This window comes from Providencia sp. PROV182, assembly GCF_028480325.1.
Classification (GTDB): domain Bacteria; phylum Pseudomonadota; class Gammaproteobacteria; order Enterobacterales; family Enterobacteriaceae; genus Providencia; species Providencia hangzhouensis.
In genome coordinates this window covers 126,947-151,930 of record NZ_JAMPOL010000009.1, presented here as the reverse complement: position 1 = coordinate 151,930, position 24,984 = coordinate 126,947, and the positions used below count along the sequence as shown (strand labels likewise).

Sequence of the window (24,984 nt, the reverse complement as noted above, 5' to 3'; positions counted from 1 at the left end):
ATGGCTACTTATAGTACCAATGAATTCCGCTCAGGTCTTAAAATCATGTTAGATGGCGAGCCTTGTGTCGTTTTAGAAAGTGAATTCGTCAAACCGGGTAAAGGTCAAGCGTTCGCACGTGTGCGTATCCGTAAACTGATTTCTAACAAACTGTTGGAAAAAACATTTAAGTCTACTGACTCTGTTGAAGGTGCAGATGTCATGGATATGAACTTAACTTACCTGTACAACGACGGTGAGTTCTGGCATTTCATGAACAACGAAACTTTCGAACAGTTAGCAGCGGACGAAAAAACCGTTGGCGATAACGCGAAATGGTTAGTTGACCAAGCAGAATGTATTTTAACACTGTGGGACGGCCGTCCTATCGCGGTCACTCCACCTAACTTTGTTGAGTTAGAAATTACTGATACTGACCCTGGCCTGAAAGGTGATACCGCAGGTACAGGTGGTAAACCTGCAACACTGAGCACTGGCGCAGTGGTTAAGGTTCCTCTGTTTGTTCAGATCGGTGAAGTGATCCGTGTTGATACTCGTTCTGGCGAGTATGTTTCACGCGTAAAATAACGGTTGATCCTATACTGAATCGTTAAAAATAAAAAGCCGTGGTCGAATGCCACGGCTTTTTTTGTCTATTTTTTAAGGCCTAACAGCACTTAAACCCACCTTTACCACCGTAACGTGCATCTTGGCGCTCTTTAAAAAACTCTTCATAGGTCATGGGAGTTTGGTCAGGGTGCGTTTTTTGCATATGAGCGACGTAGTTGTCGTAATCGGGGACGCCGACCATCATTTTTGCCGCTTGGCCTAGGTAGCGGGCTGCTTTTCCCAGTTCTCCAAACATAAATCCTCGTCATACTTTGTGTTGTAGCGGTGTTGGCTGCTCTCGGCTACCCAAGTCACATACTGTTATGTATGCTCCTAGTTTCTCCTTCATACTTCACGCTATTGCTGCGTTGGCTTTATTCGCTAACCCTAGTCACATACTGGAGTATGCTCCTAGGGATTATCTTCTTTGCCGCCTTGCTCCAACGTGAATTATTTTGGAGAAAGAGTATATGCCCTAAACAGTGACAAGCTTTTCCGCGAAAATCAATGATGGCGTGTATTTGCCACGATTTCTTCATAGTTGGCTGGCATGGCTTCGTATGGTACTTCATTCGCTGTTGGTTGGTCGGATTTTAATGCCTTCAACGCAGTGCGGATGGAGAATAGAGCTAGCAATACCACAACAATCATAAAGAAAATAGTTAATCCTGCATCTAAGCGGTTATTGAAAATTAACTGAGTTAATTGAGATTCCGTATATTGAACTGGAATATTACCGCTATCAATCATTGCTTGGAATTTATTTGCGACAGCTAAGAAACCAACACGGGCATCTTCACTGAAAGTTTTCTCCCAGCCTGCAGTCATCGTACAGATTAACAACCATGCAGTTGGGACTAAAGCGACCCATGCATATCTTTGGCGCTTCATTTTAAACAGTACCACAGCACACAGCATTAATGCCATACCCGCTAACATTTGGTTCGCGATACCAAACAATGGCCATAAGGTGTTAATACCGCCAAGTGGGTCGACAACACCTTGGTGAAGAAAATAACCCCAAGCAAGCACACATAGCGCGGTTGCTATCAAGTTTGCGGGTAACGAATCGGTACGTTTCAAGGATGGAGAAACCACACCCAGTAAATCTTGCAGCATAAAGCGTGCCGCTCGAGTTCCTGCATCCACCGCGGTTAAAATGAACAACGCTTCAAATAGGATGGCAAAGTGATACCAGAAGGCGACATTCATTAGACCGCCAAGGGCACCGTGGAGAATATACGCCATCCCAACAGCCAGTGTTGGAGCACCTCCGGCACGTGAAATAATACTGGTTTCACCCACATCATTAGCAATGCTGTTAAGCTGTTCAGGGGTGATCTGGAAGCCCCAGCTACTGACGACTTGGGCAGCAGAAGCGACTACATCTTGTGTACCTGCGGGAGCTAACATTGCCATGGGGCTATTCATGGCGAAATAAACACCTGGGTCAATCACACAAGCGGCGACTAACGCCATGATAGCTACAAAAGATTCCATCAACATGCCACCATAGCCGATAAAGCAAGCTTGGTTTTCATTCGCCAACATTTTGGGTGTGGTGCCCGATGATATCAGTGCGTGGAAGCCAGAAACGGCACCGCAAGCAATGGTAATAAATAAGAATGGAAACAAGTCACCTGCCCAAACCGGGCCTGTACCATCAATATATTTGGTCAGCGATGGCATTTGTAGATTTGGATTGAGGATTAAAATACCAATTGCCAAACCAATAATAGTACCGATTTTTAAGAAGGTTGATAGGTAGTCTCGTGGGGCAAGTAGCAGCCAAACAGGAAGTACAGCGGCAACAAAGCCATATCCCACTAGCATCCAAGTGAGTTGAACACCAGTATAGTCAAAATAAGGTGCCCAAGTTTCGCTTTCAGCGACCCAACCCCCAGAGATAATTGCAAATACGAGGAAAACTAACCCTATAATAGAGACTTCACCAATGCGTCCTGGCCGTATATAACGGGTATAAATACCCATAAAAATCGCCAATGGAATAGTAAAGGCAACGGTGTAAGTTCCCCATGGGCTATGAGTGAGGGCTTTTACGACAATCATAGCGAGTACGGCTAAGATAATCACCATAATCATAAAACAAGCAATTAAAGCCAGAACCCCTGCCGTATTACCCATTTCTTCTTTAACTAATTCACCCAGTGAACGGCCGTCTCGACGTGTTGAAACAAACAACACCATAAAGTCTTGTACGGCCCCTGCTAGCACAACCCCGGCAAGTAGCCAAAGCATGCCTGGTAAATACCCCATCTGTGCCGCAAGTACAGGGCCGACAAGTGGGCCAGCACCTGCGATAGCGGCAAAGTGGTGGCCAAATAATACTTTTTTATCTGTTGGTACGTAGTCTAAGCCATCGTTATGACGAATTGCTGGTGTCATACGAGTTGCATCAACTTGGAGTACTTTTTTAGCAATAAAAAGCCCATAATATCGGTATGCAATCAGATAAATACACACGGCTGCAACAACGATCCACAGGGCATTAATCTGTTCACCTCGATTTAAGGCGATGTAACCCAGTGAAAAAGCACCAAGTAATGCGAGCACAATCCATATTAATTGTTTACCCATAGCCATCCCCATCTGTTCAGTTGATTACTTTTTGTTATTTGTTTAAGTAAAACTGAGAAAGGTATAACCATACTTAAGTCAAAGAAAAAGTAGCTAAACCGATACACCCAATTGAAATTTGAGATAAATTTCATAATTGTAGCCAGTATCACTAATTTAGGATTATTTATTGGATTTTATTTGGTTTTGAACTAGTGGTTGTCTATTGAATTGGTTTTTTATCTTGATTTATTATTTATTTTGAAATTAATGACTGTTGATGTGTTTTTACCGATGAGGGGATGGGTAAAGGTAGGGCAAATAATCGGAAGTTAAAAAACCTCCGATTATTAATTGGTTAACTAGGTATGTCTTAATTTTTGAATTATTTTTTTGCCAAAAAGTGTAGTAATTAGGCCAAACATGATTAAAACAAGGCCAGCAACTTGTACGCCATTAATGTGCTCATCAAGAAATAATGCACTACTGCTTAAACCGAAGACGGGAACTAACAATGAAAAAGGAGCAACACGCCACGCTTCATAGCGACCGAGTAAGACACCCCAGATCCCATAGCCAACAAATGTTGATAAATAAGCTAAATAGATAATGACACCAAAGACCGACCAATTAAAACCAGATAGCCCTTCAATAATTGCTTCTTCACCTTCTAAAATCCATGAACTAATTAAAAACGGAATAATTGGGATCAGAGCACTCCAACTGACTAAAGATAGGGCGCTGCATTTCTCTGCGCCTTCCTGTTTCATAATAATTCTATTAGTGATATTACCACAAGCCCATGATAATCCAGCAATTAAAGTGAATGCTAATCCGAGTAATGGGATATCATCAAGCCCACCGGCAGTGGCACCATTGGCTAACACCGTCAGCCCTGCAATCGCGATAAACATACCAATAAAGTGGGTTGGCTGTAATGATTCCTTTAAAATCATTGCGCCAAGTAATAGGGTAAAGAAAGCTTGGGATTGCAATATGACAGAGGTTATACCCGCAGGCATACCAACTTGAATAGCACAAAATAAGAAGGCGAATTGACCAAAGCTAATTGTTAGCCCATAGAGAAGTAATAATTTGAATGGAATTTTAGGGCGTTTAAAAATAAAAATAGCGGGAAAGGCCACAAACATGAAGCGTAAGGCACCTAATAATAACGGTGGAAGTGCAGTTACCCCGAGCTTAATGATAACGAAGTTAACTCCCCAAATAATCACCACACAAAGGGCGAGTAAGATGTCTCTGAGACTCATGCTGTTTTCTCGATGAACTTGCCAGATAAGACACCTACTTTACCTGTGTATAATTTTGAGTGCGATGGTTATGATGCTTAATCATAAAAAACAGTATAAAAAGGTTAAATATTATTGCTGATTTGCGCTTATTTGTTATTTTTCGTTGCTTGAGTCTTGTTACATGAATGTTTATAATGAATTTTCACTTCATACGTATTCAGGACGACCTGAATTAACGTCATTTAAATATGGGGACGACCCCGAGTATTTAACGGGAGCAACCAGCTATGGCTTGGATCGTCCTTTTATTTGCGGGTTTATTAGAAGTTGTATGGGCTGTTGGCTTAAAATATACCCACGGTTTTACACGTTTAACACCGAGTATCATTACCATTATTGCGATTATTGCGAGTATGGGTCTGTTAGCTTACGCAATGCGTGACTTACCTGTCGGCACGGCTTATGCAATTTGGACCGGTATTGGTGCAGTGGGTACGGCAATTGTTGGGATTATTTTTCTTGGGGAATCAGCGAATATGTTTCGCTTATTAAGCCTTGCCTTGATTATTACAGGGCTAATTGGTTTAAAAGTATCAAGTTAGCTTTCAAATTAAGCATTTTTTAATTAAAAATGAATAATAAGCGGGTGACAGAGAAAGTTACCCGCTTTTTTTGATATTTTTGGGGACATAGAGAAAACAATTCTTATGTTATTTTTCGTTATAACGCGATGGCCAAATTTCAGATGGTGCAACACCCAAAAACTCGGCAATAATGCGCTCTCCTTTTGGCCAGCGTCTTGATAGGGCGTTATTTAATGTTGATGAGTTTAACCCTGCTGAACGTGATATTTGTGAAAGAGAAGAACCTTTTTTCTTTATTGCTGCAATAATATCAGCCGAGTGCCAGTCTTGTTTCATATGATCTCCAATAGTTAATATATAAATATAATTTAAATTATTTTAATGAACTGTAATTCAATTGAGATATAAAGATAAAAAAATAATTCTTAATTTTGAATACCTTTAAATTTTGGCCTTTGAATATTTATTTTTATGTGTTAAAGATATAGATTCAACGTTTTTATTATCTTTATTTTTATTTAAATAACTAAAAGGTGATTTTTATGGATATAGAAAGCAATAGGATGGAAAAAATAAGTGCTAGTGTGAAATTAGACCTATGTAATTATTTTAATTGGAATGATATTGATGTTAATTATAATATTATTGATATTGACGAAAAAAAGATATATGCATTGTCAAGCGACTATGAATGGCAATTAATTTATTGGCATCATGATATGGATTTATCATTAAAAGAACGGTTATTTGCGGGTGTTCAATATTGGAGTAATTATTCGGAAGCATACCAGAAAATTTTAACCAAATTAGATAAAGGAAATAAAAAAATTGATTTTTGCAATAGATACAATAATTTATTTGAGATATTTTCACTCAATGCGAATCATAAAGTCCCATATGATCATTTACTTTCATTGTATCGATGGCGTTCAATAGTTTCTGAATATGCATATGAAAAATGGTCTGAAAATAAAACGGTTGCATTACCGTTACGCCAAAAAATTGAATTAGACGAAACCGCACCTATTATTTACAGGGGTAATGAAATCTCTAATTATATACGTTTTGGGCAGTTGTCATTTTCAAATAAAGAAGTATTAACCATCCGTTTGTTGCTTTCCCACCGAAATATAAATGAAATTAGCCGTATTCAAGGCTGTTCGGAGGAGGACGAATATATAAGGGTTAACAATATCAAGAAAAAATTAAACTGTGAAATGGTATCTCAAAAGGAATGTTTTTCGGTAATGAAAGATCACGGGATTACATTAGCAAGCTTAGAAAAATTAATGCCTATTAATTAATTTAACTATTTGTTTCATATAGGGATATGGGATCATTTTATGAAATGGAAATTACGTTTTGGCGCTGTAGCAGGGCATACCTTAGAATTTTATGATGTTGCAATTTTTGCAGCGATTTCATCATATTTAAGTGCAGAATTAACTCGGCTAGGTTATCAGCAAGCAACGGAACTTGTGTGGGGGATTTTTGCTTTACGCTTTCTTATACGGCCACTAGGTGGGTATGTGATTGGCCGTTATGCAGATAAAGTTGGTAAAAAACCAGCAATGATTTTGGTAAGTATTCTCACCGGTAGTGCAACATTATGTATGGCATTTTTGCCAATTGAACTCTTAGGGGTATATACGCCTTTAGCCATATTATTTCTTCAAATGTTGCTATCTTTTAGTTTTGCGGGTGAAAGCCCATCACTGTCTACCTATTTATATAAAGACTCTAAGCCCCAAGAACGAGGTAGAATTTCGGCGTTGTTAACCGGAAGTGCGGTTGTTGGTGTTATTGGCTCGTTAGGAATCGTGTTAATTCTCGAAAATATATTAGACCCTGAAACCATGCAAAGGGTGGGGTGGAGGATACCACTACTATTAGGTCTAGGTAATATACTGATTTGTTTTTGGTTTCGCTATCGCTTACCAGACCAACCCATTGAGTATGATGGGTGCCAAAAAATAGATTGGCTTAAGGCATTTAATATTTTACTGGTTGTTATTCCTGGTTCGGTTATTTTTTATACCTTAAATTTTTCATCTTCTTTTTTACTTAAGGAGTTAGAGCTAGAAGAATTTAAAAGTATATATTCAATGATATCATCAACTTTATTATTGATTTTAATGGCAATAGTTGGCTGGTTAACAGATAAATACAGTTACGCTGAACGGGTTTTTAACTTAGGGGTAAAGCTTGCTGCCATACTATCAATTCCTATTTATTACCTAATGTCGACTAAGGTTTTATCATTAGTACTTATCTCCCAATCGTCAATTATTATTATTTCAGCAATGGTTTTATGTAATTGGAATTATGCCATGGCAAAACCAGCCAATGGACAAGTTACGACTTTAAGTATGGGATACAATCTTGCATCGACGATTATAGGCGGGTTAACGCCTTTAATTATCAACTATTTAGTCATCATTGATGTTTCCTTGGTTGGTGTTTTTGTTTCGTTGAGTTCGTTAACTCTATTTGTTTCATTGTTATTGAGTAAAAAACAAAGGTTATTAACTATTTAAATGTAAGGGTGACATATGAATATAGAAAATAAACACCTAGAACTTTCTTGTTCTGGTTTTGGTGATAAGTTTTTGAAGTATTTCGATTGGAATGATATAGATGTTACTTATAGTAGAGTAGATTTGATTAATCATTCTGTAAGGACTATTTCTAGTAATTATAATTGGGTTCTTATGGTTTGGGATGATGATTTAGATAAGAAAGTAAAGGAGCGATTAATCCCTGGTATTCAATATTGGAATAATTACTCTGCCGAATTTCAAAAAACATTATCTAAAACAGATAAGAAAGAAATGAAAGTGGATTTTTGTACTCAATATGGCGGTGTATATGAAATTACATCAATAAATTCAAGAAAGAAATTCTCATCTAATGAGTTATTAGAGCTCTATAAATTAAGAGCTGTTATTTCTGATTACTCCCAGCATGTCTGGAAAGATAATGAAAATATTATTTTACCACTTAGGGCGGACATAAGCTTATCTCAACAAATTGAAGATAATAACCGAGATATTTTAGATTTTCATCATTATATGCGTTTTGGTAACATTCGTTTTACCCGTAAAGAAATGATAACTATTCGTTTATTATTATCACATTGCCGAGTAAAGGAAATTAGTTATATTCAAGGTTGTTCGGAAGCGACAGAAAATAAACGTATTCTACGCATTAAAGAAAAACTAGGTTGCTCTTATACTTCACCTAGTGGTTTATTTCAGGCTTTAAAAGAAAATGGCATTACTCTTGCGTGTTTGGAATCTTTGGTGAGTTACCCTTAAATATGAGAATATTTTTCTACAAGGAAATTGATTAATAGAAAAGGGATAAATAATGAAATGGAGATTCATGTTTGGCGCCGTCGCAGGTAATGCTTTAAAGTATTATGATATTGCTGTGTTTGCGGCTATATCCACTTATTTAAGTACGGAATTAACTAATTTAGGTTATACACAAGCAACGGAAATGGTATGGGGGATTTTTGCATTACGTTTTTTAATCCGCCCACTAGGTGGGTATGTTATAGGCCGATATGCTGATACGGTAGGGGAAAAATCAGCTCTAGTATTAACAAGTATGATAACCGGTACGGCAACATTAATGATGGCACTGTTACCCATTGAATTATTAGGGAACTATACGCCATTAGTAATATTAATTTTACAATTAGCACTTTCTTTTAGTTTTGCTGGGGAATTTCCTTCTTTAATCACTTATTTATTTAAGGATTTAGATGGGAATATTCAATCTAGAGTTTCATCAATTATTGTTGGTAGTTCTTTATGTGGAGTAATCGCATCATTAGCTGTCGTTTTCATGTTAAAGAACACATTTTCTGAAGAAGCGATGCAGTCAATTGGCTGGAGGCTCCCACTATTAATTGGTTTAATTAATATTTTAATTAGTTTTTGGTTTAGAGCAAAATTACCGGATTATAAAAGTGAATTAGATGAAAAACCAATATTCAGTTGGCTCCATGTATTTTGGGTTTTCTTATTTACCATTCCTGGTACTGTCACTTTCTACTCTCAAAATTTATCAACTTCATTAATTATTGAAAAATTAATGATAGACGAGATAAAGAGTTTTTATGAAATATTTTCGTCCGGTCTATTGTTAATTTTTATGCTGATATGTGGTTGGTTAACCGATAAATATAGCTCAGTTAAATCTGTTTTTAATATGGGAGTCATTGGGATGGTATTGCTTTCAGTACCACTCTATTTTTCATTGCAGCTAGATAATTTACTTCTAGTCTTTTTCGCTCAAGTCGTTATGTCCGCATATTCAGCGATGATATTGTGTAATTTATCGGCCGTACTGATGGATAAGTCTAATGGGCAAGCAACAATACTAGGCGTAGGGTACAATGGCGCCTCTGCCTCTATCGGGGGGATAACGCCTTTAGTCGTCGGTTATTTAGGTCACTTTAACTTAGGTTATGTTGGGCTATTTGTTGCGGTTTGTGGGCTTTTCTACTTTATATCTACTTGGTTGCCAAAACCAAATCCTGTTTAGTGTTAGTCATGATTTAATCCCCCTTAAGGGGGGTTAAATATCAATACATCATAGGGTTACAGTAACGAAAAATCAGATAGTTACCTTATTAACTATATAAATATTTTGCTTTTCGACATAGTATTTGACGCTATTTTCATACCATGATTTAAGTTCAGATGATGCGTTTATCAGGTTATCTAGCCTTTCTTTTGCAGGTTTCGTTCTCGGCTTTTTAGGTTGTATTGTCATCGAAATATCTCTTAACGTCATGTTCCAAAAGCAAATCTGATAAGGCCATCATAGCACTTGATATTGACATGCTAAAACTTAGCTCTCCGGCAGTTTCGTTATTTTAACTATCTGGCTGCTACTTCTATGAAAAGATAAAATAAATGCGATCAATAAAACATACATCATCGCACCAATCAGCCATACCCAGCCATCCCATGTTGCGAGTGTTTGACCAAAAATAAAACTAAATAATAATGGACCAATAACCCCAGTGGCATTGGTTAAACTGACTAAAATCCCTTGTAATTTAGCTTGTTCTTCCTTAACCGTAAATGAATCTGCTTGAGAGGGTAATATAAAAGCGCTAGACATAACGAGTGAAAAAATAAAGGTTTTAAGTTTCATTTTAATTTTCTCTTACCATGAAAAATATCAATAAAAATTAATTTAATATGTTGATATTTATGAAATAATTTATTATTAATCGAAGATAATCATAACAAGAGCAATATCAGTGAAGTCTCAGGTTAATCTGAATGTGTTTTGTATGTCGAATATTCACCTTTAAACTGTTTTAAATGTGCCAAATAGAGTAATAAAAACAGTTATTTTTGTTTTATTTAATGATTAGATATATTTATTCGTCATATAAAATGGTTTTGCTCGATAAAAAAATACCCCAGTGCCAGTGCCAATGACAATGGGGTATTTAGATTTATTTTATTTTGCAATTACAGTGTGAATACACCAATAATTGCAATAACACTAATGATTGCTGAGCCGCCATAGAAAACCCATTTTGTCGCAGGGACATGGATTTTAAAGTCGTGCAGCGTATGGTGGATACGGTGCATACCACACCAAACTGGCAAAATAATCATCAGTAATAAGAATACGCGGCCGATAAAGCTTTGGCTAAATGCCATAATACGCTCATAGCTAAGCATTTCTGGTGCAACGCCGAGAGGAATTAAAATCCCTAACAGAATGATGATTGCAGGGCCAATGACGGCGCTCCACATACCTCCGGCACCAAATAATCCCCAGAAAATCGGCTCATCGGAACGTTTAGGCGTTAGATTCATCAGATTCTCCTTAGATTAAAATAATAATGCGATAGCTAAGATTGCTGCCGTAACAACAATCGTGAGAGCCCAGAAGCCTTTAACGATAGGCTCATCAGACATTTTCTTATCTTTCACAATAATACTGACGGCTTTTGGTGCAAGATTGAACCACGTGGTGGTGTGTAATAATGTTGCTGCCAAAGTAATAATGTTAATGATAAGAATGATTGGGTTACTTAAGAACCCAACAAAGCCAGCCCATGATTCAGGGCCACTCTTGAGTGCAAATACCCCATATAGGACTAAGATACTAAACCAGACTTGAAGGACTGAAGTACTTTCACGCATGATATAAAAGCGGTAAAAACCTAGCTTTTGCCACCAATCGCCCTTCATTTCCCTTACATAGGGTTTACGTTTTGTTGTCATGACTTCAATTCTCCTTATCGTGGCTTCAGCATGGCGATAACAAAGTCTTGCGCACTGGCTACTTTACCTTGTTGGATCGCACCCGCAGGGTCGACATGCTTAGGACAGACTTCAGAGCAGTAGCCTACAAACGTACAACTCCAGACACCATTGTCACCGTTTAACAAGGTCATGCGTTCTTTCGCACCATGGTCTCGGTTATCTAAATTGTAGCGCTCTGCCAATGTAATCGCGGCTGGACCGATGAACTCTGGGTTCAGTCCAAATTGTGGGCAAGCTGCATAGCACAGACCACAGTTGATACAGCCTGAGAATTGATGGTATTTCGCCATCTGGGCAGGCGTTTGCTTATTTGGGCCTTCAGAAGGTTTACGGTCATTACCGATAATGTACGGTTTGATCGCCTCTAAACGCTCAATAAAGTGAGTCATATCAACAACAAGGTCGCGCTCGATTGGGAAGTTACCTAATGGCTCAACTTTCATGCCTTGCGGGTATTCACGCAGGAATGTTTTACAAGCCAGTTTAGGCACTTTGTCCACCATCATGCCACAAGAACCACAAATCGCCATACGACAGGACCAGCGGTAAGACAGGTCTGGAGCGAGATTATCTTTGATATAGCCTAACGCATCTAACAAAGAAGTTTGCTCGTCGTAAGGGACATCATACGTCACCAAATGGGGCTCACTATCCGTTTCCGGATTGTAACGCATGATCTCCATTTTTAGGTGTTTCATATCATCCATTAGCTTGCTCCTTCTTCGCCTTATCTTGAGCTTCAGCTTCGGCACCGTAAACACGTTTAGCTGGCTGAGATTTCGTGATTTTCACGTCACTGTATTCTAAACGAGGGGAGCCCTCTGGGTTATAGAATGCCAAAGTATGTTTAAGGAAATTAACATCATCACGCTCAGTACAGCCTTCATCGAGACGTTGGTGTGCACCACGTGATTCTTTACGGTTGATTGCAGAGTGAGCCATACATTCCGCCACATCAAGGCCAAAGCCTAATTCAATGGTGTACAGTAGGTCAGTATTAAATACGCTGCTATGGTCGGTAATTTCGACATGTTTGAAGCGTTCTTTCAGCTCAGCAATTTTATCAACGGTTTTTTGCATTAATTCAGGGGTACGGTAGATACCGCAGCCTTCTTCCATTGAAATACCCATTTCGTCGCGGATTTTCGACCAGCTCTCTTTCCCTTTTTGGTTCATGAGCTTGCTGAGGTCAGCTTCGATATCACGAGTACGGGCTTCGATAGCATTTGCATTGGCTGGTGTTGCTTCAGCAGCATGGCGAGCGGCTTCTTCACCTGCCAGACGACCAAATACGACTAATTCAGCTAATGAGTTAGAACCTAAACGATTTGCACCGTGCAAGCCAACAGAAGAACACTCACCGACAGCAAATAGGCCTTTGATGCGTGTTTCTGTGCGTTGATCCGTTTCGATACCACCCATGGTGTAGTGAGCGGTTGGGCGAACAGGAATTGGGTCTGTTACTGGGTCAACACCCACGTAGGCTTTCGCCAATTCACAAATAAATGGTAAACGCTCATGCAGTTTTTCTGCGCCAAGGTGGCGAAGATCTAAGTAAACAACATCACCGCGGTGGGTACTGATGGTGCGACCTGCACGCCATTCGTGCCAGAACGCTTGGGAAACTTTGTCACGTGGACCCAGTTCCATATATTTATTTTCAGGTTTACCCAGTGGAGTTTCAGGCCCCATTCCGTAGTCTTGCAGATAGCGATAGCCGTCTTTATTGACAAGGATCCCCCCCTCACCACGACAACCTTCGGTCATTAAGATACCAGAACCCGGTAACCCAGTTGGGTGATATTGAACAAATTCCATATCACGCAGCGGCACGCCATGGCGGAATGCGATACCCATACCATCACCGGTTACAATACCGCCATTGGTATTGTAGCGATAAACGCGTCCAGCACCGCCAGTTGCCATCACGATGGCATTAGCACGGATCTGGACTTTTGTTCCTTCCATCATATTTAACGCGACAAGACCACGGACTTGGCCTTCATCAACAATGATATCGAGAACAAAATGTTCGTCAAAACGTTGAATTTGTGGATATTTTAATGAAGTTTGGAACAGGGTATGGAGCATGTGGAAGCCAGTTTTATCAGCAGCAAACCACGTACGCTCAATTTTCATTCCACCGAAACGGCGAACGTTAACTGAACCATCTGGTTTACGGCTCCACGGGCAGCCCCATAGCTCTAGTTGGGTCATTTCTGTTGGGCAGTGTTCGACAAAATAGTCGACAACATCTTGCTCACACAGCCAGTCCCCACCAGCTACAGTATCATTAAAATGATAGTCATAGGAGTCATGAGCCTGAGTAACTGCTGCTGATCCCCCCTCTGCGGCCACAGTGTGACTACGCATTGGGTATACTTTTGAGACCAGAGCAATCTTGATATTGGGATTTGCTTCAGCGGCAGCAATTGCTGCACGTAAGCCTGCGCCCCCGGCCCCGATAATCGCTAAATCGGCATTGAAGGTTTGCACTGCGCTTCTCCATTGTTCAAGTGTAAAATTGATAAATTCTTTTAAATACTTTTGATAATTAGCTACGTCATTTTCAGTTCAACTTAAAGCTAAACTACGAAATATCTGTTTTTTAATAGTAAATAATATAATAGCTAATAATGACTTATCATGCTGTGAATTATAGCGAATAGTACTCAAGATAAATTTGATATAGAGGGGGGTTTTGGCCAAATTTAGCGATAAAGTGTGAGGTAGATCTTCTTTTTATAAATTGTTTTTACATTGCTCGATTTTCTAGGCTGTTAACATCGAATAAAAAGAAATTTCAAATAATTATCATTAAATTTACATAAAATTTTAGTGTATAAAACCAAGGAAATTAGTCAGGTTTTACCAATAATAAGTGAATAATACTATTATTATAGCTGAAGAGTTTCATTCATATTGAATGCTAATTTGCGAGGAGTCTCACTATTTATTTTTAGAAGAAGTTCAATTTCGAAGAGAAAATTTTAAAATAGATTGAGAAAGCGAATCGTTTCGCTTTTTTAGTAACAGTTATGTCACATAACATAAGAAATAATCATGTTTCTGACTATTTTCTTTATCTTTCCTCATTAACTCGATGTATAGCTCAAAGTAAAGGCTTTGCCTAATCGTATAAAGCAAGAGATAATCTGGTTATCTCTACTTACTCATCATGCCGACAGTTACAAGTACTTACGCCCAGATAAATGTGCATTATCAGTGTAAATGCATTGTGTGTTGCAAGTGAGGTGGGTACACTGCACGACTAAGTTTATTTTGGAGTTATCTTAATGAGTGATATAGCGAATTGGCAGCCAACCGCCCCCATCGCTAACCTGTTACAGCGCGCAAAAATAATTGCGGAAGTCAGACGTTTTTTTACTGATCGCTGTGTACTTGAAGTCGAAACCCCCGCAATGAGTCAGGCAACAGTCACTGACATTCATCTTGTTCCATTTGAAACGCGTTTTGTGGGTCCTGGTGCGGCACAAGGCATTAATTTATATTTAATGACTAGCCCTGAATACCACATGAAACGCTTATTAGCGGCAGGTAGTGGCCCTATCTATCAGTTATGTCGTAGTTTTAGAAATGAAGAAGCAGGGCGACATCATAACCCTGAATTTACCATGTTAGAGTGGTATCGTCCGCATTTTGATATGTATCGTTTGATTAATGAAGTGGATGATTTACTGCAACAAGTTTTAGAATGTGAGAGTGCAGAGCTACTTTCTTACCAACAAGCGTTTTTACGTTATTTGGATATTGACCCGCTGTCCGCTGAAAAAAGCGAATTACGTGAGGTTGCAGCCCGTTTAGATTTGAGCAATATCGCGGATCAGGAAGAAGATAAAGATACCTTACTTCAACTGCTATTTACCATGGGCGTTGAGCCTCATATTGGTAAAGAAAAGCCTGCAGTCGTGTATCATTTCCCTGCGACTCAAGCTTCTCTTGCGGTGATTAGCACGGAAGACCACCGCGTAGCTGAGCGTTTTGAGGTGTATTATAAAGGGATGGAACTGGCGAATGGTTTCCATGAACTCACCGATGCAAGCGAACAACGCCAGCGATTTGAACAAGACAACCGTAAGCGTGCGGCAATGGGGCTCCCTACTGCGCCTATTGATGAGCACTTATTGGCGGCTTTAGAGCATGGTTTACCCGATTGTTCTGGTGTAGCAGTTGGGGTTGATAGGCTGATAATGATTGCATTAAATGCAGACAAAATCAGTGATGTGATCGCATTCCCTGTCACTATTGCTTAACTAAGACGGTTAACTTGAAGAGAACGCAGCCAAATGAAATGGCTGCATTCTTGTTTTTGGTTCAGAAAACTATTTTTGCTTCTGCTGTTCTAAGAACTTAACCCCTAAGTCAGGGAAGTCTGTGAAGGCGCCATCGACATCGGCTTGGTTATAAATAATATCATAAAGCTGTTGCCCATCTTTGGCGTATTTTGGCAGCTTATCAACACGGATAGTGAACGGATGAACTGCCATTTTGTTATCATGAGCTTCTTTAACCATGCCATTCACTTTGATATTAGTTGGCGTGGATTCTTCACTAATTAGCATATGATAGTCAGGGCCAATACCATCTGCATAGGTCGCAATTTCTTTCATGGCGCCGGGTTTCATCATCCAATCATAATTGTAATTAACCCAAGTTCCGTCAGGTTTTTGCTCTTGAGTTTCATTCCAATCGGTGTAAGCAATCAATTGAATTAATTTAAGATCCATTCCCATTTCTGGCATCAAGGTATTTTTGATACGTTTTAGGTCATTAGGGTCAAATGACTGTAGATAAACGTTGGAATCCTTGGTGGTATAGCCATACTCTTTAAGGACTTCGAGTGTTTTTTTGGTGATATCTTTGCCTTCTTGTAAGTGGAACCAAGGGGCTTTAATTTCTGGGTAGATACCAATATTCTTACCCGTTGACTTGTTTAATCCCTGAACAAATTCAATCTCTTCTTGGAAAGTATGAACGCGGAAGTCTGATTTGCCCATTGGGAAGCGGTTCGGATAGCTTTGCACTTTTTTACCATCAACAATATCAAATCCTTCTGTAAAATTGAGTGATTTGATTTCATCAAGGGTAAAGTCAATCGCATAGTAACGGCCATCTTTACGAGCGCGGTCAGGGAAACGTTCAGCAACATCTGTCACGCGATCGAGATAATGGTCATGTAAGACCACGAGCTCGTTATCTTTCGTCATAACTAAATCTTGCTCAAGAAAATCAGCACCTTGTGCGTAAGCCATTGCTTTTGCAGGTAGGGTATGTTCCGGTAAGTAACCACTTGCACCACGATGTGCAATGACAACTTTACTTGAAGCTTGAGCTACAGCAGACACTGACATCACTAAAACCATACTAGCCACCAATGTTTTTAATGGAAAGCTCATGATTATATCTCCTTGGCACTTTATTTGGGTAAAAAAATGGGCTACATCATTTTTTGATATAGCCCACGAGTCTAGCGATTAACAATGAACATTTGATGAATGTTTATTGTGAGTTTGCTAATTCGCGTTTATGTTTGCTTTCGCTCAACATCACGATAAACAGTAGAACAACGGCCAGTGCTGAACCACCGATCATGACTGCGAAGCCACCGTCCCAACCGAAGTAGTCTACGGTATAACCAACGATAGCACTTGCTGCTACAGAACCACCGAGGTAGCCGAACAAGCCTGTGAATCCTGCGGCTGTACCTGCTGCTTTTTTCGGTGCAAGTTCAAGGGCGTGCAAACCAATCAACATAACAGGACCATAGATTAGGAAACCGATGATCAACATACATGCCATATCAACATTTGGGTTACCAGCTGGGTTCATCCAGAACACGATAGTTGCAATGGTTACCAGAACCATGAAGAACACACCAGTGGCTCCACGGTTACCACGGAAGACTTTATCCGACATCCAACCACACAGTAACGTACCTGGGATACCTGCGTATTCATATAAGAAGTAAGCCCATGAAGATTTGTCCATTGCGAAGTGTTTAACTTCACGCAGGTAAGTTGGAGACCAGTCCAAAACACCATAACGCAGTAAGTAAACGAACACGTTCGCAATCGCAATCATCCATAATAGTTTGTTAGGGAAAACATACTTCATGAAGATTTCTTTTGCAGTTAACTCTTGCTCATCTGATGCTTTATAGTCAGTTGGATAGTCGTTTTTGTACTCTTCAATTGGAGGAAGACCACAAGATTGCGGGGTGTCGCGCATTAACGCAAATGCAATGATTGCAACAAGGATAGCAGCCAATGCAGGCATATACAGCGCAGCTTTCCAGTCGTTAAACCATGCCATACCTAACATGAACAGTAATGGAGGGATACCACCACCGACGTTGTGTGCACAGTTCCAAACCGAAACGATACCGCCACGTTCTTTTTGTGACCACCAGTGAACCATGGTACGCCCACAAGGAGGCCAACCCATACCTTGGAACCAACCACAAAGGAACAGTAATACGAACATTACCATGATGCTTGATGTTGCCCATGGTACGAAGCCCATAATTAACATCACTGCGGAGGCGAGAATCAAACCTGCTGGTAAGAAATAACGCGGGTTTGCACGGTCGGAAAACGACCCCATGATAAATTTAGAAAATCCGTAAGCAATTGAGATCCCTGATAATGCAAAACCAAGGTCACCTTTAGAGAAACCTTGTTCAACAAGATATGGCATCGCTAACGCAAAGTTCTTTCGGACTAGATAATACGCTGCGTAACCAAAGAAAATACCCATGAAGATCTGCCAGCGAAGCTTACGATAGACAGGATCTATCTTATCCGCTGGCAGCCTCTCTATATGAGGTGCTGGTTTAAAAATGCTTAACATATACGCCTCCGATGGCATGCTAATTTTTATTTACACTTCCATTTCTCTATTTCAGAGAAATATTGAGTGTTTATTATTGGTGAAGTAACAAAAACGAAAGTAATCGAGTAATTTAAGAGTCTTTATTTTCTTAATTGCTCTAAATTGTAGTCGTTAAAAAACAATTTATCTGTAATCCAACGCACAATTATTGATTTTGTTTATGAAGTTGCATAGTAAATGACATTTGTGAATAGAATGGAACTAGAAATGTTAATTATTTTGTGATTCTCATCACGATTTTGTTCTTTTGAACACTGAATATGCATCAATTGCTTTCGTTTTTGTTCCCTATCAAACATTGATCGCGTTTCTGGGCTATATTTAATAATAGATTATAAAAATAGAATCTATACTTATCGATTATAGAAATGTTTATTAATGTGAGGAATGCGACATGAATGGCTCATCTGTGACTGAGACGGATGTCATCATTATTGGTGGTGGCGCAACAGGTGCAGGAGTCGCTCGTGACTGCGCTCGCCGAGGTCTAAGAACTGTTTTACTCGAAAGGCATGATATTGCGACTGGCGCGACAGGGCGTAACCATGGGTTACTTCATAGTGGCGCGCGTTATGCAGTCACAGATGGTGAATCCGCCAGAGAATGTATAGAAGAGAACAAGATTTTAAAACGTATCGCGCATCACTGTATAGAGCGAACTGATGGTTTGTTTATTACTTTACCTGAAGACAGCTTAGAGTATCAGCAACAATTCATTACGGCTTGCCAAGCTGCGGGTATTGATGCGACTGCAATTGACCCCAAAGAGGCTATTCGCCTTGAACCTTCTGTTAACCCACATCTAATAGGTGCGGTTCGTGTTCCTGATGGCACGGTTGACCCATTCCGTTTGACTGCGGCAAATATGTTAGATGCCAGAGAGCATGGCGCGAAAGTGTTAACTTATCATGAAGTTATTGGTTTGATTCGTGATGGCGACACCGTACGTGGCGTGACGGTTTATGATCACCACGCCAAGAAGCAATATGATATTTACGCGGAAATTGTCGTCAATGCAGGCGGGATCTGGGGGCAAAAAATCGCAGAGTATGGCGAATTAAAAATTAAAATGTTCCCTGCGAAAGGGGCGCTATTAATTTTAGGCCATCGCTTGAACAACATGGTGATAAACCGTTGCCGCAAACCTGCAGATGCCGATATTTTAGTTCCCGGCGATACGATTTCCCTGATTGGGACCACATCGACTCATATTGAATATGACCAAATTGATAATATGTATGTCACCCCTGAAGAGGTGGATATTCTTATTCGTGAAGGTTCAATGCTATCGCCAGCACTTGCAACAACACGTATTTTACGTGCATATGCAGGTGTTCGGCCATTAGTTGCCAGTGATGATGACCCATCAGGGCGTAATGTCAGCCGCGGTATTGTGCTGTTAGACCATGCTAAACGCGATGGCTTAGAAGGGTTTATCACTATCACTGGTGGTAAGTTAATGACATATCGTCTGATGGCTGAGTGGGCTACTGATAAAGTTTGTGAAAAATTAGGCCACAGTGCCAAGTGTACAACAGCAGAAGCGCCACTACCGGGCTCGCAACATAGTGCAGAAGAAGCCTTACGCAATGTTGTTTCTATACCAGCCCCTATTCGTGGCTCAGCGGTTTACCGTCATGGTGACAGGGCTTCTGCAATTCTCAGTACGGATAGGCTCGATAAAAGTTTAGTTTGTGAGTGTGAAGCCGTTACTGCTGGTGAAGTACGCTATGCCGTTAATTCATTAACGGTGAATAATTTACTTGATTTAAGGCGTCGTACTCGTGTGGGGATGGGAACTTGCCAAGGTGAATTATGTGCTTGCCGTGCTGCGGGGTTACTCAATCGTTTTAATGTCACAACGCCTCATGAAACAGAGCAACAACTGAGTCACTTCCTTAATGAACGTTGGAAAGGTGTACGTCCAATTGCTTGGGGTGACGCATTGCGTGAAAGTGAATTTACCAGCTGGGTATATCACGGGTTATGTGGCATGAATGAAGCGACACTTGGCAAGGATGCACAGAAGGAGGCGGACAATGAAATATGATGTAGTGGTAATGGGCGGCGGTTTAGCTGGATTAATGAGCGGTATCCGTTTGACCCAGTCTGGTCTATCTTGTGCAATTGTTAGTGCAGGGCAAAATGCATTACATTTTTCATCAGGCTCCTTGGATTTATTAACCCATTTACCAAATGGACAAGTGGCTGAAAAACCACTAGAAATGCTTGATGCGCTAAAGGAACAGGCGCCAGCACACCCTTATAGTTTAATCGGAAAGACGCAAGTTACTGAGCTAGTGCATATGGCTCAGTCAATATTGCAGCAAGCAGGAGTTCATTTAAAAGGCTCTTGTGAAGAAAACCATTATCGTATTACACCTCTGGGCCATAAACGGATGACTTGGCTTAGTCCTGAGTCTGTTCCGACTGTCGGTTTGCACCATAAAATGGATGTTAGCAAGATTGCTGTGGTTGGTATCGAAGGTTTCTTGGATTTTCAACCTCAGATGGTGGCTGATGAGCTACAACGTGAGGGGTTACAAGCAACATCGCATTATGTGCATTTACCATTATTAGACCGATTAAGAGAAAACCCGAGTGAGTTTAGAGCGGTTAATGTTGCTCGTTGGCTTGATAGACCAGAAAATATGGCACAAATGGTTGCTGAAATTTCTCCGTTGGTCACAGATGCAGAGGCGATTTTTATGCCAGCCTGTATCGGACTCGATAGCGATGAACCTTTACATGAATTACAAATGAGCTTAGGTAAGCCATTATTTTTACTACCGACTCTTCCTCCTTCGCTATTGGGGATTCGTTTGCATGAAATGTTACTGCGTCAGTTCCGTCGCCAAGGTGGAATTGTGATGCCTGGTGATAAAGTTACCGCTGTGAATTGTGTTGATGGCCGAATTGAATCTGTCCAGACTCGTAATCATGGCGATATCTCTTTAAAAGCTAAGCATTTTGTTCTGGCGACGGGAAGCTTTTTTAATAATGGTTTGGTGGCAGAGTTTGACCGTGTCTATGAGCCTTTGATGCAATTGGACCTGTGTGAAATTTCAGAACGTGCAAAATGGACTAACAAAGAGTTTTTCGCTTCCCAGCCCTATATGGCTTTTGGTGTGAAAACCGATGAAAAACTACGCGCACAAAAAGAGGGGAAAGCCATTTCTAATCTTTATGTAGCCGGCGCTGTTTTAGGCGGTTTTGACCCTCTCACTCAAGGTTGTGGTGCGGGCGTATCGATAATTAGCGCATTATATGCCGCTAATGAAATTATTAATGAACTGAGTAAGAATAAAACTATGCAGGTGGAGGTGGCACAATGAGTATTCAAGATGCAAGCTTTGAAAGCTGTATTAAATGCACTGTGTGTACCACTTATTGCCCTGTTGCAAAGGTTAATCCTCTGTATCCTGGCCCTAAGCAAGCAGGGCCAGACGGTGAGCGTTTACGCTTAAAAGATCCGATGCTGTATGACGAAGCGTTGAAATATTGTACTAACTGCAAGCGTTGCGAAGTCGCTTGTCCATCAGATGTGAAGATTGGCGATATTATTGCTCGTGCGCGTAATACTTACAGCCAACAGAAACCTAAAATTCGTGATGCTATTCTCAGCCATACGGATTTAATGGGGTCGTTATCGACGCCATTTGCACCAGTTGTCAATACTATTACAGGGTTAAAACCTGTACGTCAAATCCTTGATAAAGCATTGAAAATAGACCACCGCCGTGAATTACCTAAATATTCGTTTGGGACTTTCCGCCGTTGGTATGCAAAACAAGCCGCTGAACAAGCTAAATTTGAAGAGCAAGTTGCGTTCTTCCATGGCTGTTATGTGAATTATAACCACCCTCAATTAGGTAAAGACTTAATTAAAGTCTTTAACGGCATGAATATTGGTGTTCAGCTACTTAAACGTGAAAAATGTTGTGGTGTGGCATTAATAGCCAATGGCTTTATGAAACAGGCTAAGCGCCAAGCCAATGTTAATTTAGAGTCATTGCAAGAAACTATCCTTGAAAAACATGTACCTGTTGTTGCAACTTCATCAACCTGTACGTTTACCATCCGTGATGAATATACGCATGTACTTGATGTTGATACTTCTGCAATGAGGGATAACATCGAGCTCGCAACGCGTTATATTTATCGTTTACTTGAAGAAGGGCGTGAACTCAAACTGAAACATACGCCTTTAAAAGTGGCTTATCACACACCATGCCATATGGAAAAAATGGGGTGGACTTCCTATACGTTAGAGTTAATTAAACGTGTACCAGGGGTTGAGCTAATTGTGTTGGATTCACAATGTTGTGGTATCGCAGGAACCTATGGTTTCAAAAAAGAAAACTATGAGGTTTCTCAAGGAATAGGGGCAGGGCTGTTCCGTCAAATTGAAGAAAGTGGTGCGGATATGGTGATTACAGACTGCGAAACTTGTAAGTGGCAGATTGAGATGTCGACGAGTAAGAAGTGTGAGCACCCGATTTCACTTCTAGCAAAAGCTTTGTGATCTGTTACTTATCGAATTGTAGGGTTGTTATTTTTTGTTTTAGCTCAGTTAAACTTATTTGGAGATAGCATATAACTATCTCCTTTTTTTGTTTTTAGTGTTGATTGGCTAACTGTTTTTTATCTGAGTTTGCAAAGAAAGACTTCAAGATAAAGTTCAAAAGCACACCATAAGCAGGCAAGAAAAATAGCATGCAAATAAGTAGCTTAAAGACATAGTCAACTAAAGCAATCTCTACCCAATTTGCAGCCATAAATGAATCGCTACTACGGAAAAAAGCAATAAAGAAAAAGGCGATAGTGTCAATCAAGTTACCAAAGAACATTGCACAGGCAGGTGCTACATACCAACGTGCATTTTGGCGTAATCGATTGAAAACACTGACATCTAATATTTGACCCAGTACATAAGCCATAAAACTCGCTGCGGCAATACGTGCTACAAATAAGTTAAATTCAGATAATGAGGTAAAACCTTGCCATTCACCTTGGAAATATAAAGCTGAAATAACGTATGAAATCAGTAATGCGGGCAGCATAACTGCAGTGATAATTCTGCGTGCAAGCGGCGCGCCATAAATACGAACGGTTAAATCAGTAGCTAAGAAAATAAATGGAAAAGTAAATGCACCCCAAGTGGTATGGAAGCCAAAAATATTAATTGGCAACTGCACGAGGTAGTTACTAGAAGTAATGATTAAAATATGAAATAACGAAAGCCAAATTAACGCAGTGGCTTTTTGCTGCGCAGTAAAATCAAACATATTGTACCTTTTTAGTCACAATGGGGTGAGGGAACCCATGAAATACATCCCAACACTTGGGAGCAGCGCATCATACTCTTGTTGCGCAACAAATGCAAAACTGTTCATTTATCAATGGATATTTTATTATATAATCAGTCTATTGATCCCTTTTAGAAGTGTTTTTTAATGTCTGATTTATTTGCTAACCCAACGAAAACCCTTGATACACTAGGGCTGCGTTGCCCTGAGCCTGTGATGTTAGTGCGTAAAACGGTTCGTAACATGGCCGATGGTGAAACGTTGTTAATTATTGCTGATGACCCAGCAACCACACGTGATATCCCAGGTTTTTGCCGCTTTATGGAGCATGATTTATTAGCAGTAGAGGCTGACAACGCACCATATCGTTATTTGTTGCGTAAAAAATCGAGCTAGTTGTTACTAGCTAATTTCTTTTTGTATGTTAATCCCTGCCAAGAGGTAGGGATATTATTGTAGGCTTAATACTTCCTGATAGCTTAACCCAGTAAGTTGGCAGATAAGTTCAATACTTGTACCAAGTTGCAAACCTTTAAGTGCAACTTCATGTTGTTTTTTGTTTGCTCCAATATCAATGCCTCTATTTACACCAATATCAATGCCTCTATTTACGCCAATATCAATGCCTCTATTTACACCAATATCAATTCCCTCTTGTAACCCTTGATTTTTTAATCGTTGCGCGATGTTCATAATAGCCTCTTGGTTATTTTCTAATTGGTATATAAGTTGATTAACCACTGTCTCAAAATGAGGTGAATCCATAGTAATAAATAAATAGTTGAAAATAGTGATGATGTCATCACTATGATGATAATTTTGATTCATCGCTTCAGCTAGTAACTGCGTGACTTTTTCTATGTTATCTCTTAAGTCTCTGTGCTTCATTGCGAGTTCCATGACGGCAACTTTGCGATGATTTACGAGTTCGTTATCATCAATAACAGTAATATCAACGAGCGGAAATGGCTGACTATATAAGTTTGATGCAATTTCTGGCCATGGGAAACAGTGTGTCCATGGTTTAGCATATGGATAAGGCGTTATCTTCCCATGATAAAATAAAACAGGCACAACCAGCGGTAGATCACGATGACCTTGTTGTAAATGTTGGTTCATGGCAAGGAATGCATAATGCATCATTCTCCAACCCATTAGTTTATCTGGTGTTGATTGGTGCTCAACTAACATATAAATATACCCTTCACCTTGCTGTGTCTCGACAGTGTAGAGAACATCTGAAAGACGAGTGCGTAGCTGGTTATCAATGAAAGAAGAGTTTGTTATCGCTAATGTTTTGAAATCACATAATTGCTTAATATGGCCGGGTAAATGGATATCAAAAAAATCACGTGCATTATCAATTTTAGACATAAACCCTTTAAATGCAGCATCATGTGGTGTTGAACTGTGATTTGTTACCATGCCAAGTACCTGCTAAACGTCATGCCGAAAT

At 39.9% G+C, this 24,984-nt stretch carries 23 protein-coding genes and 1 pseudogene; 11 read left to right on the top strand and 13 right to left on the bottom strand.

Annotation, left to right across the window (positions count from 1 at the left end):
- Window positions 1-567 carry an elongation factor P gene (efp, locus tag PR834_RS07645; RefSeq protein WP_004258667.1) on the top strand — a complete coding sequence of 189 codons (567 nt, stop codon included), beginning with the start codon at window positions 1-3 and terminating at the stop codon, window positions 565-567.
- Window positions 568-646: 79 nt separating this feature from the next.
- On the opposite strand, the gene PR834_RS07640 is transcribed toward efp, so the two are convergent.
- From PR834_RS07640 to PR834_RS07630, 3 genes are all read right to left on the bottom strand, one after another.
- Entirely contained in the window at window positions 647-844 is a 198-nt protein-coding gene (locus PR834_RS07640) for a YbdD/YjiX family protein (protein ID WP_004258665.1), read from the bottom strand.
- Window positions 845-1,092: 248 nt separating this feature from the next.
- Window positions 1,093-3,186 carry a pyruvate/proton symporter CstA gene (cstA, locus tag PR834_RS07635; RefSeq protein ID WP_094961461.1) on the bottom strand — a complete coding sequence of 698 codons (2,094 nt, stop codon included), beginning with the start codon at window positions 3,184-3,186 and terminating at the stop codon, window positions 1,093-1,095.
- A gap of 341 nt (window positions 3,187-3,527) precedes the next feature.
- Window positions 3,528-4,436, bottom strand: a complete 909-nt coding sequence (locus PR834_RS07630) for an EamA family transporter (RefSeq protein ID WP_004258651.1) — start codon at window positions 4,434-4,436, stop codon at window positions 3,528-3,530.
- A gap of 269 nt (window positions 4,437-4,705) precedes the next feature.
- Between PR834_RS07630 and sugE the strand changes: the two genes are divergently transcribed.
- Window positions 4,706-5,020, top strand: a complete 315-nt coding sequence (sugE, locus tag PR834_RS07625; protein ID WP_004258648.1) for a quaternary ammonium compound efflux SMR transporter SugE — start codon at window positions 4,706-4,708, stop codon at window positions 5,018-5,020.
- Window positions 5,021-5,128: 108 nt separating this feature from the next.
- Here sugE and PR834_RS07620 read toward each other — a convergent pair whose 3' ends face one another.
- The gene (locus PR834_RS07620; protein ID WP_004908101.1) at window positions 5,129-5,338 is read right to left on the bottom strand and encodes a helix-turn-helix domain-containing protein; all 210 of its coding nucleotides are present in this window, start codon (window positions 5,336-5,338) and stop codon (window positions 5,129-5,131) included.
- A 206-nt stretch (window positions 5,339-5,544) separates the two neighbouring features.
- On the opposite strand from PR834_RS07620, the gene PR834_RS07615 reads away from it, so the two are divergent.
- The 4 genes from PR834_RS07615 to PR834_RS07600 are packed head-to-tail and all read left to right on the top strand — an operon-like array spanning window position 5,545 to window position 9,556.
- Window positions 5,545-6,306, top strand: a complete 762-nt coding sequence (locus tag PR834_RS07615; RefSeq protein ID WP_196725459.1) for a hypothetical protein — start codon at window positions 5,545-5,547, stop codon at window positions 6,304-6,306.
- Window positions 6,307-6,345: 39 nt separating this feature from the next.
- Complete coding sequence (locus tag PR834_RS07610) at window positions 6,346-7,539, top strand: MFS transporter (protein WP_096864378.1); 1,194 nt, start codon at window positions 6,346-6,348, stop codon at window positions 7,537-7,539.
- 15 nt (window positions 7,540-7,554) lie between these two features.
- Window positions 7,555-8,319: a helix-turn-helix transcriptional regulator gene (locus PR834_RS07605; protein ID WP_004258635.1), complete on the top strand. Its 765-nt coding sequence runs from the start codon at window positions 7,555-7,557 to the stop codon at window positions 8,317-8,319.
- 52 nt (window positions 8,320-8,371) lie between these two features.
- Window positions 8,372-9,556 carry an MFS transporter gene (locus PR834_RS07600; RefSeq protein ID WP_262960780.1) on the top strand — a complete coding sequence of 395 codons (1,185 nt, stop codon included), beginning with the start codon at window positions 8,372-8,374 and terminating at the stop codon, window positions 9,554-9,556.
- Window positions 9,557-9,865: 309 nt separating this feature from the next.
- Here the strand turns inward: PR834_RS07600 and PR834_RS07595 are convergent.
- The 5 genes and pseudogenes from PR834_RS07595 to frdA all read right to left on the bottom strand — a co-directional run.
- Window positions 9,866-10,084: pseudogene (locus PR834_RS07595) on the bottom strand (tetracycline resistance MFS efflux pump); the annotation flags it as partial.
- A 416-nt stretch (window positions 10,085-10,500) separates the two neighbouring features.
- Window positions 10,501-10,854 (bottom strand): fumarate reductase subunit FrdD, encoded by a 354-nt coding sequence (frdD, locus tag PR834_RS07590; protein WP_004258620.1) that lies wholly within the window; start codon window positions 10,852-10,854, stop codon window positions 10,501-10,503.
- Between the two features lie 15 nt (window positions 10,855-10,869).
- Window positions 10,870-11,265, bottom strand: coding sequence for a fumarate reductase subunit FrdC (gene frdC, locus PR834_RS07585; protein WP_004258617.1), 396 nt, complete (start codon window positions 11,263-11,265; stop codon window positions 10,870-10,872).
- 14 nt (window positions 11,266-11,279) lie between these two features.
- Window positions 11,280-12,014 carry a succinate dehydrogenase/fumarate reductase iron-sulfur subunit gene (locus PR834_RS07580; RefSeq protein WP_004258616.1) on the bottom strand — a complete coding sequence of 245 codons (735 nt, stop codon included), beginning with the start codon at window positions 12,012-12,014 and terminating at the stop codon, window positions 11,280-11,282.
- Window positions 12,007-13,803 carry a fumarate reductase (quinol) flavoprotein subunit gene (frdA, locus tag PR834_RS07575; protein WP_004258614.1) on the bottom strand — a complete coding sequence of 599 codons (1,797 nt, stop codon included), beginning with the start codon at window positions 13,801-13,803 and terminating at the stop codon, window positions 12,007-12,009. The genes PR834_RS07580 and frdA overlap by 8 nt, the downstream gene beginning before the upstream one ends.
- An 800-nt stretch (window positions 13,804-14,603) precedes the next feature.
- Between frdA and epmA the strand changes: the two genes are divergently transcribed.
- Complete coding sequence (epmA, locus tag PR834_RS07570; RefSeq protein WP_110591188.1) at window positions 14,604-15,581, top strand: elongation factor P--(R)-beta-lysine ligase; 978 nt, start codon at window positions 14,604-14,606, stop codon at window positions 15,579-15,581.
- Window positions 15,582-15,650: 69 nt separating this feature from the next.
- On the opposite strand, the gene glpQ is transcribed toward epmA, so the two are convergent.
- Both glpQ and glpT read right to left on the bottom strand, forming a co-directional pair.
- Entirely contained in the window at window positions 15,651-16,724 is a 1,074-nt protein-coding gene (gene glpQ / locus PR834_RS07565; RefSeq protein WP_004258611.1) for a glycerophosphodiester phosphodiesterase, read from the bottom strand.
- Between the two features lie 103 nt (window positions 16,725-16,827).
- Window positions 16,828-18,177 (bottom strand): glycerol-3-phosphate transporter, encoded by a 1,350-nt coding sequence (gene glpT / locus PR834_RS07560; RefSeq protein WP_036958039.1) that lies wholly within the window; start codon window positions 18,175-18,177, stop codon window positions 16,828-16,830.
- Between the two features lie 436 nt (window positions 18,178-18,613).
- On the opposite strand from glpT, the gene glpA reads away from it, so the two are divergent.
- Genes glpA through glpC form a run of 3 tightly spaced genes read left to right on the top strand, consistent with a single transcriptional unit; the run spans window position 18,614 to window position 22,744 of the window.
- Complete coding sequence (gene glpA, locus PR834_RS07555; RefSeq protein ID WP_004258606.1) at window positions 18,614-20,269, top strand: anaerobic glycerol-3-phosphate dehydrogenase subunit A; 1,656 nt, start codon at window positions 18,614-18,616, stop codon at window positions 20,267-20,269.
- Entirely contained in the window at window positions 20,259-21,554 is a 1,296-nt protein-coding gene (glpB, locus tag PR834_RS07550) for a glycerol-3-phosphate dehydrogenase subunit GlpB (protein WP_153673848.1), read from the top strand. The genes glpA and glpB overlap by 11 nt, the downstream gene beginning before the upstream one ends.
- On the top strand, window positions 21,551-22,744 hold the full coding sequence (gene glpC, locus PR834_RS07545; protein ID WP_004258601.1) for an anaerobic glycerol-3-phosphate dehydrogenase subunit GlpC: 1,194 nt from the start codon (window positions 21,551-21,553) through the stop codon (window positions 22,742-22,744). Before glpB ends, glpC begins: the two co-directional genes overlap by 4 nt.
- Before the next feature lie 94 nt (window positions 22,745-22,838).
- On the opposite strand, the gene PR834_RS07540 is transcribed toward glpC, so the two are convergent.
- Window positions 22,839-23,507, bottom strand: coding sequence for a 7-cyano-7-deazaguanine/7-aminomethyl-7-deazaguanine transporter (locus tag PR834_RS07540; protein WP_272536561.1), 669 nt, complete (start codon window positions 23,505-23,507; stop codon window positions 22,839-22,841).
- Window positions 23,508-23,675: 168 nt separating this feature from the next.
- Here PR834_RS07540 and tusA point away from each other — a divergent pair, with 168 nt between their 5' ends.
- Window positions 23,676-23,924: a sulfurtransferase TusA gene (tusA, locus tag PR834_RS07535; protein ID WP_004258596.1), complete on the top strand. Its 249-nt coding sequence runs from the start codon at window positions 23,676-23,678 to the stop codon at window positions 23,922-23,924.
- A gap of 54 nt (window positions 23,925-23,978) precedes the next feature.
- On the opposite strand, the gene PR834_RS07530 is transcribed toward tusA, so the two are convergent.
- Window positions 23,979-24,953 carry an Rpn family recombination-promoting nuclease/putative transposase gene (locus tag PR834_RS07530; protein ID WP_272536560.1) on the bottom strand — a complete coding sequence of 325 codons (975 nt, stop codon included), beginning with the start codon at window positions 24,951-24,953 and terminating at the stop codon, window positions 23,979-23,981.
- Window positions 24,954-24,984: the final 31 nt, after the last annotated feature.